This is a genomic window from Streptomyces sp. NPDC001678 (assembly GCF_042892945.1).
Classification (GTDB): Bacteria; Actinomycetota; Actinomycetes; order Streptomycetales; family Streptomycetaceae; genus Streptomyces.
The window spans coordinates 157,271-171,758 of sequence record NZ_JBIAUP010000016.1 but is presented as its reverse complement, the minus strand read 5'-3'; the positions used below and the strand labels follow the sequence as shown (position 1 = coordinate 171,758).

The following is a 14,488-nucleotide window of genomic DNA, read 5'->3' as shown; positions in this document are numbered from 1 at the left end:
CTGCTCCGACGAACAACTCCCCTGGTCCTTCCTCACCCACACCGGACTGACCATCCACCCCCAACAACCACAGAACTAACGAAAACCTCAGTAGGGACCATGCTCCGCACCCCCTTCCCTATGCGTGCCGTGACCCGGCGGCGTCGTTCCTTTCATGCAGCAGTTCGAACCCTTGCGTCTCGTTGTACCTCACGAGTCCGGGGAAGTGGCAGCCGCGCCGAACCCACTGCTTACCCTGTTGCGCGGCTCGGTCCACGGCCCACAACCCCATCACGGTGCCGGGCTTCTTCTCCCGGTACGCCGGGTCGGTGACCGACGTGTACAGGTAGTGGGCCGGCTCGCTCAGCTCGACCTCAATCCATCCCCACGGCGGGGTGTGCTCCTGCACGGTGGTGCACCCAATGACCTTTCCGCCCTCAGCGAGGACCCATACGTCCCCGTCGCGATTCTCCGCTTGTCGTGCGAGGTCGGCGGCGTTCTCCCGCCAGCTCGGCAGGCCGCGTTCCTCCAGCCAGGCTGAGCGGGCGAGGATCGTCGTCTCGACGGCGGGGACGTCGGCGGCGGTGGCCGGGCGCATGGCGAACATGTCTCTCCTGTTCTTGGCGTCACGGGAGAAAGGCTTGGGCAGCGGGAAGTGGCCCGTAGGCCGCTCCGGGCCCTTGCTACCGGAGACGGAGCGGCCTGAGGAAGGTCAGACGATCCTCGCCGTCACGATCAGAGTCCCTAGGTTCTCAGGGTCGGGGGCCTCCAGAACCCGGGCCTCCACGTCCAGGAAGCCATGATGCATGAGGATGCCCTTCCACATCTCTGCGGAGTACGCCCACCGCTGCACCGGAAGGATCTTGCCGTTGAAGCCGTTGCCGTACATCCCTTGCGCGCCGTAGCAGCCGTCGACGGCCGGTGCTTGGGAGAAGACGAGGACGCCGTGCGGACTGAGTCGTTCACGGATGGCGGGCAGGAGCCGGCGGGGGTCGGTGAACCAGAAGGCTCCCCAGATCGAGTAGATCGCGTCGTACGTCTCGTCCGTGGTCCTGAGGTGGTCCACGGCCTCCCGAAGGAGGAAGCGGGCACCGGTGAGGTCACCCCAGCGCTCGCCGGCGGTCCTGATCTGCACAGGCGACAGGTCCAGGCCCGTTGCGTCGATGCCCTTACGCGCCAGGTAGGCCACGGTGTCACCGCACCCGCAGCCCAGCTCCAGCGTCTTCTCCGGCTGGCAGAGCAGTTCCTCGGCGGGGCCGTGGTGGTCGTACTGCGTCCAGCCGAACCCCTTCTCGATGGAGACCTCCACCGGGCCGATCTTCTCGACGGCTCCGGCCGCGTAGCGGTCCCAGTAACTCTCAACGCTCATGCAGCAACGTTCCTTGGTGGCTTGTTGGTGAGCATCCGTACCGTCAGGCTCCGACGGTCACACGCTACTCCCGGGCCTTACCGAGGGGTGGGGGTTCTGCGGCCTTCCCTCGAACGAGAACCGGCGACACCCTCAGGGTGCCGCCGGTCTTCACGCGGTCGTACTACTCAGTGGCAGCTCGTCCCCTGCGTGCAAGGCGAGCAGGTGGAGGCGTCGCGCTCCCACAGCGGCCAGTCCACCTCGAATCCGTGCCGCTCGACCACGGCCGCCGTCCTCATGACGGTGCCGTCGGCTTTGCGCTCGATCTCGGGGATGTGGTGGAGGAACTGCCCCTTGTTGTACTTGTTGCAGAATTCGGCGTAGTTCGCCGTGCCGAGGATGAGCGCGTGGACTGCCGTGTCCACCAGCTCTCCGCAGCCGAGCTCCAGACCCTCGCCCATGGTCTCCATGGCGGTGATCAGGTAGGCGACAGCCTGGCCGAGGAGACGGCCGGCCATCACGGTGTCCATGAGGTTGTCGCGGACCAGGAGCTTGATCTCGCGGTCCCAGACGTCCTCACCCAGCAGTTCCTTCGGATCGCGTACCGCTACTGCTGTACCCATGCGGGCACCTCCAGCTAGAACCGATCTTGCGGAACCCTCCCCGTCCGACGGATGCGGCGTTGTCGGAACCGACGACGAACGGGGAGGGGCCTTGCCCCGCTCCCGGCCTGCTCGACCTGGCCAGGGTGCGCCGACCGGGGCGGGAGTCACGGGGCCGGCGCAGGCGCGCCGACGAGATGGCGGTGCAGGGTGGATGCCCCGGCAGCCGGCTGAGTGGCTGTCGACGAAGCAGGGCGGCCGCCGATGTCGAGGGCAGCTACACCGAGCGCGTGGTGGTCGGGGAACCGACGGGCACCGCAGCGGCAGATGATGAGGCCGTCCGTGGTCGTGCAACGCTCGGGCGGGTGCGGGCAGCGCACGGTGCCGTGCGGCGCCCTTTGGGGTACCGGAGGACTCGGCGGAAGGCCGCCGGGGACCTCGGCGGTAGTGCGGGGGGTGCGGGGATCGCCGAGTGGTGGTTCGTGGGGCTCTCGCAAGGGGGGCCGCTGTCAGGGAAACGAATGGGGCCGACGCCCGCAACGTGTAAGCGCGACCGGCACGGAGCTCGGCCAACACGTGTTCGTGGTGGTCATGGTCGGCTACCCAAGCCCTTAACGACTGGGTGACGTCCGGCCACGCCGCGGGAAGGCCGACGCGGAGCGCCGCGAGCCGGTGAGGATCCCCGGTGCGGGGTCGAGCTCCTGGGCGGCTCGACCAGCGTGCCACTGTAACCAGCGCAGCGTCAGGCGCGGCGTCGTCGTGGGTTCGGCTGCGAGCGTCATGGCCTCGGGCTCGTCGAACCTGGCGGCCTGCAACTCGCACCAGCATGAGGACCCCGTCGCATCCCGATGCCGCGTCGTGGACAAGTGACCGGACGGGCGGCAACCCCAGACTCTTGATGCTGTCCGGAGTAGCCGACTCCAGCGACACCCTTCTGTGCACCAGCAGCCACCCCGCAACCTGCTGTCTCTGTTAGCCTCCGCCACCCGTGCACTCATCCGCGCCTCGGCAGGTGCCGGTTGAATGTGCTGCGGCTCCGCTTCCCACTCCCGTCCGCCGGCCGGCGGACGGAGCTGGTAGCGGGGGCCGACGTTGTCCATCGCGATGCCGATGCGCTCGGCCCGGACGTCGAGCACCACGTTCCTCGGCAAGAACAGCACCCCTGGGGACAGCCCCACCCTGTACGCCACCGACCAGGACAGCTACGTCGTCCAGGGATGGAAGATCTATGGGAACGACCTGCTGATGCAGCTCGACGTGCCCACCGGCCACACGGCCGTGGAGGTTCCGCCCGAGTTGTTCGAGCACCTGGTCAACGACGGCCTGCCATCAGGCAAGATCAAGCGCTTCGAGGCACCCATCATGCTGGTGACCGAGCAGGGGACGTGCGTCCTTGAGGGACCTGCTATGACGGACGCCGAAGCTCTCGGCCAGATGCGCATGCCCGACTACGAGACCTGCATCGAGGTCCCCAAGTCCTCGATCACGGCCCTACTGGAGGAGAACAGTGGACCTGATCACTAGCGCCGAGCGCGACAAGCTCTTCGAGAGCTTCGAGCGCGACGCCTTCCACCTCGAACTACGGGACGACTACGGCTCTCCGGTCGAGGACACCCCGTACACGCGCTGGCAGCGCGGGGAATCCGACGACTACGCATGGCTCGACCCGTGGATGACGCTCATGAAGCGGGTGACGGGCGGGGGCAGGACGGTGCGCCGGGTCCGGGTCATCAGCGAGCCGCACTCGCAGTACGTCCGGTGGGAGCATTCTTTGACCCGGCTGAACATCGAGGCCGGCGAGGACATCCGGTGGCTGCCCCGGCACCGGGTGCCCGACGGGATCACGTTCCCGGTGGCCGGCAACGACTGGTGGCTGTACGACGACCGCTTGTTGGCGGTCGGCCACTTCAGCGAGGACGGCCGCGTCCTCGGTTCCGAACTCATCGACGCCCCAGCCACGGTCTCTGAGTGCATCAAGATCCGCGATGCTCTCTGGTCCGTGGCCATCCCGCACGGCGAGTACCAGCCCTGATCCACCAGTGAGTAACAGAGCACAGGAAGCGCGGGAGGCCCTGGGTGCCCGGCTGCGAGGATTCCGTAAGGACGCGGGGTTCGCCAGCGGCCGGGCATTCGCCGCGGTAACCGGGTGGCAGGAGTCCAAGGTCTCCCGCATCGAGAACGGGCGGCAGAACGCCAGCGAAGACGACATCCGGCTCTGGTGCCAGAAGACCCACACCGAAGACCAGGTCGACGATCTCATCGCCACAGTTCGGCATATCGAGGAACTATGGCTTGAGTGGCGGCGTCAGCTACAGGGTGGCGCGGAGCAACGACAGCGCAAGGCGCTCCCTGTATATGCGAAGACCAGGGTTTTTCGGATCTTCCACCCCACGGTGGTCTGGGGCACCCTCCAGACGGCCGAGTACGCCGCCGCCACCTTCCAACAGGTTATCAACTACTATGAGATCCCTGACGACACGGACGCTGCGGTGGCAAAGAGGATGGAACGCCAGCAATACCTCTACCAGGGCGACCGTATATTCAACGTTCTTCTCTCCGAGCAAGCGCTTTACACCAACATCGGCGGGAGAGACGTAATGCGGGGCCAGCTTGATCGCCTTCTTGTCGTCATGAGGCTGCCCCGCCTCAGCCTGGGGTTCATCCCTCGTGACGCAGTGATGCACCTCTGGCCTGGTAACTCCTTCTCGATGTTCGACGACAAGCTTGTACTCATCGAGACCTACTCGGCAGAGTTCTCCGTAACCCAGCCCCGAGAAGTCGCCTTGTACGCAAAAGCCTTCGACCTCCTGAAGCAATCCGCGGTGTACGGCGAGCGCGCCAAGGCACTCATCACCAGGGCTCTTGGCCACTTGGACTAGCCCCCGAGGTAGTGCCGCAAGACGGGCCGACGATGGGCGAGCACAGCGCTACCTCGGGACGGGGGGCAGTGCCGACGGGTCGCCGGTCACCCACTCCGACGTGAATGGTCTGTAGCGGTTGTCCTCGCCCTGGAGCCGGTGAAGTACAGCAGCCCGGCCCCCCAGGAGCCGGGCGGCAGGACGGAGCCGCCGGCCTTCTGCATGAGGGCGATGCCGTGGAGGATGTTCTCCTCGGTCCGGGGCCCGAAGCCCTTGAGGTCGCGCAGCTTCTCGTCGTGGATGGCGTCGAGGAGTTGCTCCACGGAGGAGACGCCCAGCTCCTCGTAGAGCGTCATGGCCTTCCTGGGGCCCAGCGTCGGGACGGCGATGAGCTCGCGGACCCCGGGCAGGATCGCCGCCCTGGTCTCCTCCAGCGCCGGGATGCGGCCGGTGTTCAGGTACTCCAGGACCTTGTCGGCGATGGACTTGCCCACGTTCGGGATCTCCCGCGGGCCCTCGGCGTCAAGGGTGGAGATGTCGGTGGGGAAACCGCCGATCGCACGGGCGGCCTTCTCGTAGGCACGTGCCTTGAAGGCGTCGCCACCGGTGATCGAGACGAGATCGGCGTACTCCTGGAGCAGTGCCTCGACCTCGTCATTGGGCCGGGCCATAGGTCAAGCGTGCCACCGGGGCGGTGCCGCGCAACCGGGTCCCCGGCCGCGCGGGCGCGGGGAGCCGGCACGCGGTGGTGGTGGGGGTGCCGCTGTCGGTGACCCCGGGCGAGCCGGGCAGGAGGCCGAGCACGGCGGCGGTGCCAAGGGTCATGACAGGGGTGCGGCGCATGAAGTACCTCTTATCCGGTCATCGGCTTGGACGTACGGGGTCTGCCCCCGGGGCTGTGACGGCACGCGCCGTATCGCCCGTACGGGGGAAGGAGAAACGATCTCTCGGCACGGCGTACGAGCGGATTCCACCGGATCGCATGAGATCGTCCCGGGTTTCCCGCGCGGGAGGAGTACGTGGATGTCCAGGTCCCGTCGTCGGCTGCTGCCGCTCGCGGCCGCGGTGCTGCTGCTGGCCCCGTCGGCGCCGGGGGCGGCAAGGGAGCCCGGTCCCGGTTCCGTCTCCGGGCGGCCGGGGTGTGGCGGGACGGCGCTCCGGCGCGTCCCCACGGAGCGGAAGGTCATCGCGCTGACCTTCAACGCGGCGTGGAACGAGGACGGCATCGTCCGGGTCCTGGCCGTGCTCCGGAAGGAGCGGGTACCGGCCATGTTCTTCCTGACGGGGGACTTCGCCGACCGCCACCCGAGGGCGGCCCGCGCGCTGGCCGCCCACCACCCCGTGGGCAGCCACTCCTACAGCCACCCGCGCTTCCCCGGGCTGTCCTTCCGCGAGGAGCGCCGGGAGGCCGACCTGGCCGCGCGGGCCATCCGCCGGGCCACGGGCCGTACGCCCGTGGCCTTCCGTTTCCCGTACGGCGAGTTCACCGGGCAGAACGTCCGTGACGTCAACGCCCTGGGATATCCCGTCGTCGAGTGGGTGGACGACACGGCGGGCTGGCGCGGCCCGGACGGGGGCGTGACGGTGGACATGGTCGTCCGGCGGGCGGAGCGGGCGTTCTCACCGGGGGCGATCATCCAGATGCACGTGGGCTCCACGGACGCGCGCCACTCCGTGCTGGACGCCGACGCCCTGCCGCGGATCATCGCCTCCGCCCGCGCCCACGGCTACGGCTTCGCCGGCCTGGGACGGCTCGTACGGCGATGCCGCGTGCGCGGCTGAGACGCCGGGCTGAGACGCCGGGCTGAGACGCCTGGCTATGACGTCCGGCCCGGGCAGGCCCACCGGTGGCCCGGCCGCATGCGCGGGATGAGACTTGAAGCACTCGACGGAAGGAGCGGACCATGGCCGAGATACGGATGCCGCAGGCCATCAACATGGACCTCGGCGACCACGCTCCTTACGACCCGGGTTTCCCGCCGAAGGCCATCGCGCACATCACGGCGGACATCAAGACCACGGCGGACAATCCGAAGGACCTTGTTCCCTTCACCAGTCTCCAAGGTTTCTTCACCCACGACGGGAAGGAAAAGGCGCCGCACATCCTCTGGGACCCGTTCGCCGGCGCCTTCGCCCAGTTCTTCCCCGCGACGTCCCGGAGCAGGGCGGTGCACGACCTGGCGGGCGGTACGCGGACCGACCGCGCGGGAAAGGTCGTCATCCAGATCGAGGCGCTGTTCTTCCCGTTCTGTCGCGTCAACGGCAAGGTCTTCCGGCGACTGGTCGACACCCCGTGCAAAGGGTGGCGGGAACTGAACGCATGGGTGCGTTCCTGGGAGGTTCCGGATACCTGGCCCATGGGGCACCCCGTGGATTTCACCTCCAATCGCTCCGAGACCGTGTGGGAGACCCAGGGCGGCTGGTACGCGCACGCGCAGGTACCCGAGAACACCCATGTGGATCCCGGGTCCTGGCCGGACTTCGCGTAACAGCCGCGCCGCGCCTCGTACGCGGAGCGCTAGCTCGTCCTCCCGCAGAACTCGGCCTCCGCCAGGGCGAGCGTGTCGAAGGGCACCCCGAGGGCGTTGCCGCCGAACGCGGCCGTGTGCGAGGCGTCCCGGACGCTGCTCACCTGGGAGACCGCCCCCTGGATCCCGCCGTCGTGCCCCCACACCGTCACCCCGCAGGACAGCTGCCGCGCGGCGATGCCCAGGCCGTACCGCGCCGCCGGGCGCAGCCCGGTGTCCACCGTCGTCAGCATCTCCGCGAGCTGGCGGGCGGGCAGGAGCCGGCCGCGCAGCAGCGCCCGGTAGAAGGTGTTGAGGTCGCCGACGGTGGAGATCATCTCGCCGGCGGCCCAGGCCTCCGTCGGGTTGATGTCGGTGACGTCGTGGAACGGTGTCCCCGGCTCGTCCGGGAAGCGGATGTAGCCGCGTCCGCCGGGCCGGGGGAGGGCGGCCGACCGGCCGGGTACGGAGGTGGCGCGCAGGCCCAGGGGCCGCAGGACGCGGTCGCGGATCTCCCGGCCGTAGGGGTGGCCGGTGACCTTCTCGATGACCATTCCGGCCAGCACGTAGTTGGTGTTGGAGTAGCTCCAGCCCTTGCCGGGGGCGAAGACCGGCGGATGGGACACGGCCGTGCGCACCAACTGCCGGGGCGTGTAGGTGTCGAAGCGGTGGTGGAGGAAGTCCCGTTCGAAGAGCCGTTTGTGGAGGGCGGGGTCCGCCGCGTAGTCGAAGATCCCGCTGGTGTGGTCGAGGAGCTCGCGGAGGGTGATGGCGCGCCCGTCGTTGCCGTGGCCGCGCACCACGCCCGGGAGCCGGCGCTCCACGGTGTCCGTGAGCCGGAGCCGGTGCTCGGCCTCCAGTTGCAGCATCACGGTGGCGACGAACGTCTTGGTGTTGCTGCCGATCCGGAACCGGTCGCGCGCCCGCGGCGCCCGTGGCCGCCCGAGGTCGGCCGTCCCCGCGGCCCCGTCCCAGACGCGGCGCCCGTCGAGCCCCTCGCGCGCCTGGCCGACGACGCCGGGCATCCCGGCCCGTACGAGCGTCTCCATGGCCGCCCGGGTCCGCTCGTGCGCACGGCCGTCCGGCGGCACGGACGACGGCGTGGAGGGCGGCGTGGAGGACGGGGTGCCGGCCGACAGGGCACCGGACGCGCCGGACGCGCCGCCGAGCAGCGCCACGGCGGTGAGCAGGGACAGCAGAACGCTGCGGACGGTGCGCTTCGTCATGACTCTTCGCTACCGCAGAGCACGATCCGCTCATCGGACGAGCGGAGCAAGTCATCCGTACGGGTAGGAAGCCTCCGCACGGGTAGGCGCACGGCACCCGTGCACCGGGTGGACCCGCTCGATTGGCCGTTCGGCCATGCCTCTGGTGAGCTGGAAGACACCCCGCAGGCCCGAGGAGGACCTTGATGGACATCGGCGAGCTGACCGACGAGACGCTCCGCGACCTGCGCCGTGAGCGCCCGTACCCGGCCGTTTCAGTGCTCCTGCCGACCACGCGGCGCGCCGGCACCAGCACCCAGGACCAGGTCCGGCTGCGCAACACGGTCACGGAGGCCAAACGACGACTCGCCGAGGACCCGAGGGTCACCCGGAACGCCCGGGTGGACGTCGAGGCGCAGATCGACGCCGCCGTCAAGGAGGTGGACCTCGCCCACGCCGACGAGGGCCTGCTCATCCTGGCCGCCCCGGGCGAGCACCAGGTGTGGTACCTGCCCCGCGCCGTGCCGCAGCGCGTGGTGGTCTCGGACACCTTCCTCACCCGCAACCTGGTCGCGGCCCGGCTCACCGAGGAGCCGTACTGGGTGCTGGTGCTCTCCGAGGCCGAGACCCGGCTGTGGGACGGCGCGGGGGACCACCTCGTCGAGACCATCGGGAGCGGCTTCCCCGTCCGCCCCTCCCTCCCCGACCACGAGGACGCCCTGCCCGGCGCGAACTTCGACAAGGTCGGCAACCACTCCCTGACCGCGCGCGGGGAGGCCCACGTGGAGCGCGAACGCCAGTACGCGCGTACGGTCGTCGGCGCTCTCATGCCCGTACTGGACCGCGAACCCCGGCCGTTGTACGTCGTCGGGCTGCGCGAGCAGATCGCCCTCCTCGAGAAGCTCTGCCCCAGGCCCGACGCGATCACCGCCCGCATCGAGCAGGGCGGCGCGATCGGCCTGTCCGCGCACGCGCTGGCCGAGGTGCTGCGCCCGGCGTTCGAGGAGCGCCGCGCCGCACGGCAGGGGGAGGTGCTGCGCCGCCTCAGCGACGCGCGGGGCCAGAAGCGCTTCACCTCCGGGCTGGACGAGATCTGGCAGACCGTCCGCCAGGGCCGGGTGGCGCTCCTCGCGGTCGAGGACCACTACCAGATCACCGCCCGCGTCGACGGCAACGGCGGCCACCCGGTGCGCCTGGAGGAGCCCACCGAGCCGCTGACGGCGGATCCCGCCATCCGCGAGGACGTCGTCGACGAGATCGTCGAGGCGGCACTGAACAACGGCGCGGACGTCGAGTTCGTCCGGGACGACACGCTCGCGGAGGAGGACCGGCTGGCCGCGGTGCTGCGGTACTGAGCGTTCTGCCTTCGGGGCGCCGGCCGTTCCGACTTGAACCTCACGTCGCGTGAGGATGCATCGTTGTCCCATGACCGCTTCCACGACCTGGAAGGTCGGTCCGCTCGCCGAGGCCAGCGGACTGACCGTCCGGACACTGCACCACTGGGACACCATCGGCCTGCTCAGCCCCTCCCGGCGCACCGCCGGAGGGCACAGGGAGTACACCGAGGACGACCTCGTCCGGCTCTACCAGGTGCTCGCCCTGCGCGGTCTGGGGCTGGGCCTGGAGACCATCGCCGTCTGCCTCGACGCCGGGGTGGACCCCGCGCGACTGGTCCGGGACCACCTGGCCGGGGTGGAGGCGTCCATCGCCGCGCTCGACGTCCTGCGGCAGCGGCTGCGCGGCCTCGGCGACAGACTGGCGGCCGACCAGTACCCGACGACCGGCATGCTGCTCGACGCCCTCCACGCCATCGGCGGCACCGGCCCGGAGGGCGAGCGCACGCTGCGCCGTCACCTGGACGACGATCAGATGCGGGTTCTGCAGACGCGCGCCGCCGCCCTGGGGCCTGCGACGCACTACCTGCTGGAGGTCGAATGGCCGGAGCTCTACCGCCGTGCCGATCGGCTCCGTAGGGCCGGGACCCTTCCCACCGATCCGAAGGTCCGGCGCCTGGTGGCGCGGATGGACGAGCTGAGCACGCTGTTCTCCGGCGGCGACGCGGGGATCTCCACCGGTGTGCGGGACGCGTGGCGTGACGACCCGGCCGCGATGTCCGGCGCCCCGGACGCCCCGGCCGACGACTGGCGGGAACTGGCCGACTACCTGGACGCGGCCCGCCGCGACCCGGCCACGTGAAGGGTCCCGTCATCGGCTGCACGCCGTCCGTCACCCCGCTGATTCCCCCATCGCTGTCCTCTCCCGCTGTCCCCTCCGCCGAAGGAGCCCGGCCATGAGCCACCGCCGTACCCGTATCCGCCTCGCGCTGTTCGCGATATTCCCCACCGCGCTGACCGTTGCGCTCCTCGCCCTCCTGGCGGCGTTCGGCGCGGTTCCCGGCGAGGTCCTCCTGGCCTTGCCGGTGGCGCTCGCCGTGCAGGCGGTTGTGAACTATGTGCGCTCGGGCTCGCTGTACCGAGGCTGATTCCGCCGCCGCGCCTGGTTTTCGCCGGGTGACGGCTCGTTAAACACTCAATCCTTGGCCAAAGACCAGTGCGAACTCGTCATGGGCGAACGGAGTGGTTCTGCGCGGCCGGGGAAGCTGCGAGAGTCCGTCTTCGGCCCCCTCACCTGGGGGCATCGGTGGAAGAACGACTCGACGAAGGGACCCTTTCGTGGGGAAGAAGACCGCCACAACACTCGCGGCCGCCGCACTGATGGCCATCACTCTCACGGGCCAGGCGAGCGCGGCCGCTCCCGGCCACACCTCCTCGGCGAACGGCACGACCGGCGCGACCGCGGCGAGCGGCGCTAGAACCATGGCGAGCCAGGTTCTCTACGCTCCGTTCGTCCTTGAGAGAGGCCAGTCGGTGACGTCCGACACCGCCCAGCTGGTCATGCAGTCCGACGGCAACCTCGTCGTCTACGACGAGTTCGGCCGGGCCCGCTGGGACTCCAAGACCGTCAACAGCGGCTGGCGGGCGGTGTTCCAGGAGGACGGCAACTTCGTGGTCTACACCCGCTCGGGCAAGGCCGTCTGGAACTCGGGCACCGCCGGTCACCCCGGGTCCCGCCTGGCCGTCCAGGACGACGGGAATGTCGTGATCTACGACGGCAGCCAGGCGATCTGGAACACCCGCACGGCTCACTGACGACAGCGGTCGACGACATCGGTGGGTGATGTCGATCGACGGCATCGATCGACGGCATCGATCGACGGCATGGATCCGGCGTCCGGCGGTCGCCTCGCGGCCGCCGGACGTGTCACACCGCCCGACGCAGATGGTTCCGGGCGAGCACGGTCATGACCGTCTGGGTCTTCGACGCCTGCCGCGGGGCGGGCCGCAGACCCCGCTCCAGCACGGTGCGTTCCAGCAGTTCCTGGGCGCTCGGGGCATCGGCGTGCGGGGCGCGCAGGGACAGTTCGAGGAAGCACGGGCCGTCGTCGCCGACACTCCAGAACTCGGCGGTGAGCGGCCGGTCCAGGTCCGGGCGGGAGGGCTTCCACCGGACGGCGCCGACCGGGCCGAGGGCCACGGCGTCCCGCAGCCCGTCGTCGGTGACCCCGGCGTACGCCAGCAGATCGCGCTGGTCGGGGGTGAGCGGCGGCGGCCAGGGGACGGCCCCGTTCCTCTCGCCGGCGACGGGCGCCTCGAAGTTCCCGTCGACCTTGAGCGAGGCCGACCAGACGCGGTCGCTGCCGCTCCAGTCCTCCTCCACCTTGAACTCCCATCCCTTCCCGCCGCGGTTCTCGCGCCATTTCGCGGGCAGCGCGGCAGGGTCGCACGGCCGGAGTTTCGCCGTGAGGTCGCTCTTGTTGCCCTTGCCGTTCTTGTCGTCCTTGCCGTCCCTGTCCGGGCCGTCCCTGTCCGGAGTGCGCAGCCGGATGATGGCCCCGGCCTCCGCCAGCGGAAGGCGGATGCCGTCGCCGTCCTCCCGCGGGGCATCCCAGAAGTAGATGCTGAGGTGTTTCCCGTTCCCGGGTTCCAGCCCCAGGGACCGGAGCGCGTCCTCCGCCGTCCCACCGGCAAGAATGATCTTGATTTCGGCCTCGGCGTTCCTGAACGTATCCGCCATGTCACCTTTTATGACACAGAGGGAGTGTGCGCGCCAACTGGCTGACATCCATGGGTCATTAGGGGTTCATCATTGCCGCCGAACGGCCGAACGGCCGATCGGCCGCCTTCCGGCGCGCCGCGCACCGGCCCGGCCGGGCCCGGCGGGATCCTTGCCCCGTGAGTGATGTCCGGTGAGTGATGCCCCGTGAGCGATCAGGACTCGCCGCACCACGGAGGGCCCGTCCAGGCCACCGAGGGGCGGCTCAACTGGCTGCGCGCCGCGGTCCTCGGCGCCAACGACGGGGTGGTGTCCACCGCCGGCCTCGTCGTCGGCATCGCCGGCGCGACCGAGGAGCGGGGCACCCTGCTGACCGCCGGAATGGCGGGACTGCTGGCCGGTTCGCTCTCGATGGCCGCGGGCGAGTACGTGTCGGTCTGCGCCCAGCGCGACGCGCAGCGGGCCGCGCTGGAGCTGGAGGAGAAGGAGCTGCGCGAGCACCCCCGGGCCGGGTTCGCGGCACTGACCGCCGCGCTGGAGCGGCGCGGCCTGAGCCATGGCGTGGCCGACGCCGCCGCCCGGGAACTCAGCAGGAACGACGCGTTGCGGGCGCACGCGCGCGTGGAGCTCGGCATCGACCCGGACGACCTCACCAACCCCTGGGCCGCGGCCGTGGCCAGCTTCCTCTCCTTCACCGCCGGTGCTCTGCTGCCCCTGCTGCTGATCGTCCTGCCGCCGGCCGACCGGCGGCTGCCGGTGACGGTCGTCTCCGTCCTCGCCGCGCTCGTCGCCACCGGCTGGGCCGGCGCCCGGCTCGGCGGCGCCACCGTCCGCCCGGCAGTGCTGCGCAATGTGATCGGTGGGGCGCTGGCCATGGCGGTGACCTATGGGGTCGGCACACTGCTGGGTTCGACCGTCTGACGCGGCAGGCAGCAGAACGCGTCAGGCGGCTGTCGGGTCGGAGCCGGGAAGGGTCAGAGTCGGGAAGGGTCAGAGTCGGGGCGGTCCCTGTTCGGTGCGGCGGAGGACCGTGTCGAGGTGGGAGAGGCGCGGGTCGCGGATGGGGAGCCGTTCGTCCCACCAGGTGGCGCCCGCGTCGAGGAGGGGCCCGATGACGTCCCGCGCGGCGGCCGTGTCGTTCGCGGGGGACACACCTCCGACGACCACCTCGAAGGGCGCGTCACGGCGCTCGTCGGGCCGGTGCCGGCGGACGTAGGCCACCAGGTCGCGCAGCTCGTCCACCGGAGGGGTGCTGCCGTGCCCCGCCGAATCGAACAGGGGCACCGCGCCGTCCCAGCGGGCCGCGCGCCGCATGGGCCTGCGGTGCGGCCAGTACCCGGCGATCCACACCGGCGGGCGCGGGCGTTGCACGGGCGGTGGCAGCAGCGCCACGTCGTCCGCGTGGAAGTGCCGGCCGTGGTGGGTGACCGGCTCACCGGTCCAGTACCGCTCCAGGAGGCCCAGCCCCTCGTCCAGGCGCTCGGCGAGCAGGACTTCGTCGGTGGGCTCGCCGAAGCTGCCGTACTCGTCCTCCACCGGCCCGCCCAGGCCCGCCGCGAAGATCACCCGGCCGCCGCTGATCCGGTCCAGCGTGGCGACCTGCCGTGCCAGTTGGTGCGGCCGCCGCCGGGGCACCGGCGTGACCAGCGTGCCCAGCCCGATACGCGTGGTGGCCAGCGCCGCCGCCGTGAGCAGCATCCACGGGTCGCCGACGGGGCGGGGGGAGCCCTTGTGATGGACGATGTGATCCCACAGGAACACTCCGTCCCACCCCGCCTCCTCGGCGGCCACGGCCAGGGTCGCGACATTCCTGGCGTCGGCGAAGTCGCCGAAGTTGGGTACGTTCACCGAGAACCGCATCCTGGCATCGTGGGCCCGGTCCAGGTCTCCCCGCAACACGGGCGTCCCGAAGTCGTCGGCCGGACCTCGTCGTTGA

General features: G+C 70.3%; 17 protein-coding genes and 1 pseudogene. 10 read left to right on the top strand and 8 right to left on the bottom strand.

All coding sequences use genetic code 11. The features are described 5' to 3' along the window. Positions 1-118: 118 nt before the first annotated feature. The 3 genes from ACFYZR_RS27715 to ACFYZR_RS27705 form a co-directional block, all read right to left on the bottom strand. Complete coding sequence (locus tag ACFYZR_RS27715; protein WP_391914930.1) at positions 119-586, bottom strand: GNAT family N-acetyltransferase; 468 nt, start codon at positions 584-586, stop codon at positions 119-121. A 105-nt stretch (positions 587-691) separates the two neighbouring features. Then, a complete protein-coding gene (locus tag ACFYZR_RS27710) occupies positions 692-1,348 on the bottom strand; it encodes a class I SAM-dependent methyltransferase (protein ID WP_391914928.1) in 657 nt (218 codons plus the stop codon). 167 nt (positions 1,349-1,515) lie between these two features. Next, positions 1,516-1,950 carry a hypothetical protein gene (locus tag ACFYZR_RS27705; protein ID WP_391914926.1) on the bottom strand — a complete coding sequence of 145 codons (435 nt, stop codon included), beginning with the start codon at positions 1,948-1,950 and terminating at the stop codon, positions 1,516-1,518. Between the two features lie 1,071 nt (positions 1,951-3,021). Here ACFYZR_RS27705 and ACFYZR_RS27700 point away from each other — a divergent pair. Genes ACFYZR_RS27700 through ACFYZR_RS27690 form a run of 3 tightly spaced genes read left to right on the top strand, consistent with a single transcriptional unit; the run spans position 3,022 to position 4,808 of the window. Continuing rightward, on the top strand, positions 3,022-3,453 hold the full coding sequence (locus ACFYZR_RS27700) for a hypothetical protein (RefSeq protein ID WP_391914924.1): 432 nt from the start codon (positions 3,022-3,024) through the stop codon (positions 3,451-3,453). Further along, positions 3,437-3,961 (top strand): DUF6879 family protein, encoded by a 525-nt coding sequence (locus ACFYZR_RS27695; RefSeq protein ID WP_391914922.1) that lies wholly within the window; start codon positions 3,437-3,439, stop codon positions 3,959-3,961. The genes ACFYZR_RS27700 and ACFYZR_RS27695 overlap by 17 nt, the downstream gene beginning before the upstream one ends. Before the next feature lie 7 nt (positions 3,962-3,968). Beyond that, the gene (locus tag ACFYZR_RS27690) at positions 3,969-4,808 is read left to right on the top strand and encodes a helix-turn-helix domain-containing protein (RefSeq protein WP_391914920.1); all 840 of its coding nucleotides are present in this window, start codon (positions 3,969-3,971) and stop codon (positions 4,806-4,808) included. 179 nt (positions 4,809-4,987) lie between these two features. Here the strand turns inward: ACFYZR_RS27690 and ACFYZR_RS27685 are convergent. Further along, positions 4,988-5,458: pseudogene (locus ACFYZR_RS27685) on the bottom strand (helix-hairpin-helix domain-containing protein); the annotation flags it as partial. Next, the gene (locus ACFYZR_RS27680) at positions 5,442-5,630 is read right to left on the bottom strand and encodes a hypothetical protein (protein WP_391914918.1); all 189 of its coding nucleotides are present in this window, start codon (positions 5,628-5,630) and stop codon (positions 5,442-5,444) included. The gene ACFYZR_RS27680 and the pseudogene ACFYZR_RS27685, both read right to left, overlap by 17 nt. A gap of 180 nt (positions 5,631-5,810) precedes the next feature. Between ACFYZR_RS27680 and ACFYZR_RS27675 the strand changes: the two genes are divergently transcribed. Next, positions 5,811-6,569 carry a polysaccharide deacetylase family protein gene (locus tag ACFYZR_RS27675; protein WP_391914916.1) on the top strand — a complete coding sequence of 253 codons (759 nt, stop codon included), beginning with the start codon at positions 5,811-5,813 and terminating at the stop codon, positions 6,567-6,569. Positions 6,570-6,691: 122 nt separating this feature from the next. Then, positions 6,692-7,276 carry a hypothetical protein gene (locus ACFYZR_RS27670; RefSeq protein ID WP_391914914.1) on the top strand — a complete coding sequence of 195 codons (585 nt, stop codon included), beginning with the start codon at positions 6,692-6,694 and terminating at the stop codon, positions 7,274-7,276. Positions 7,277-7,305: 29 nt separating this feature from the next. Here ACFYZR_RS27670 and ACFYZR_RS27665 read toward each other — a convergent pair whose 3' ends face one another. Next, positions 7,306-8,520 carry a serine hydrolase domain-containing protein gene (locus ACFYZR_RS27665; protein WP_391914912.1) on the bottom strand — a complete coding sequence of 405 codons (1,215 nt, stop codon included), beginning with the start codon at positions 8,518-8,520 and terminating at the stop codon, positions 7,306-7,308. Positions 8,521-8,705: 185 nt separating this feature from the next. On the opposite strand from ACFYZR_RS27665, the gene ACFYZR_RS27660 reads away from it, so the two are divergent. The 4 genes from ACFYZR_RS27660 to ACFYZR_RS27645 all read left to right on the top strand — a co-directional run bounded on the left by ACFYZR_RS27660 (position 8,706) and on the right by ACFYZR_RS27645 (position 11,648). Beyond that, positions 8,706-9,854 carry a hypothetical protein gene (locus ACFYZR_RS27660; RefSeq protein ID WP_391914910.1) on the top strand — a complete coding sequence of 383 codons (1,149 nt, stop codon included), beginning with the start codon at positions 8,706-8,708 and terminating at the stop codon, positions 9,852-9,854. Between the two features lie 70 nt (positions 9,855-9,924). Further along, entirely contained in the window at positions 9,925-10,695 is a 771-nt protein-coding gene (locus tag ACFYZR_RS27655) for a MerR family transcriptional regulator (protein ID WP_391914908.1), read from the top strand. A 94-nt stretch (positions 10,696-10,789) separates the two neighbouring features. Then, on the top strand, positions 10,790-10,981 hold the full coding sequence (locus ACFYZR_RS27650) for a hypothetical protein (RefSeq protein ID WP_391914906.1): 192 nt from the start codon (positions 10,790-10,792) through the stop codon (positions 10,979-10,981). Between the two features lie 190 nt (positions 10,982-11,171). Further along, a complete protein-coding gene (locus tag ACFYZR_RS27645) occupies positions 11,172-11,648 on the top strand; it encodes a hypothetical protein (protein WP_391914904.1) in 477 nt (158 codons plus the stop codon). A gap of 112 nt (positions 11,649-11,760) precedes the next feature. Here ACFYZR_RS27645 and ACFYZR_RS27640 read toward each other — a convergent pair whose 3' ends face one another. After that, complete coding sequence (locus ACFYZR_RS27640) at positions 11,761-12,573, bottom strand: hypothetical protein (protein WP_391914902.1); 813 nt, start codon at positions 12,571-12,573, stop codon at positions 11,761-11,763. A 186-nt stretch (positions 12,574-12,759) separates the two neighbouring features. On the opposite strand from ACFYZR_RS27640, the gene ACFYZR_RS27635 reads away from it, so the two are divergent. After that, positions 12,760-13,473: a VIT family protein gene (locus tag ACFYZR_RS27635; protein ID WP_391914900.1), complete on the top strand. Its 714-nt coding sequence runs from the start codon at positions 12,760-12,762 to the stop codon at positions 13,471-13,473. Between the two features lie 69 nt (positions 13,474-13,542). On the opposite strand, the gene ACFYZR_RS27630 is transcribed toward ACFYZR_RS27635, so the two are convergent. After that, the gene (locus ACFYZR_RS27630; protein ID WP_391914898.1) at positions 13,543-14,412 is read right to left on the bottom strand and encodes an LLM class flavin-dependent oxidoreductase; all 870 of its coding nucleotides are present in this window, start codon (positions 14,410-14,412) and stop codon (positions 13,543-13,545) included. Positions 14,413-14,488: the final 76 nt, after the last annotated feature.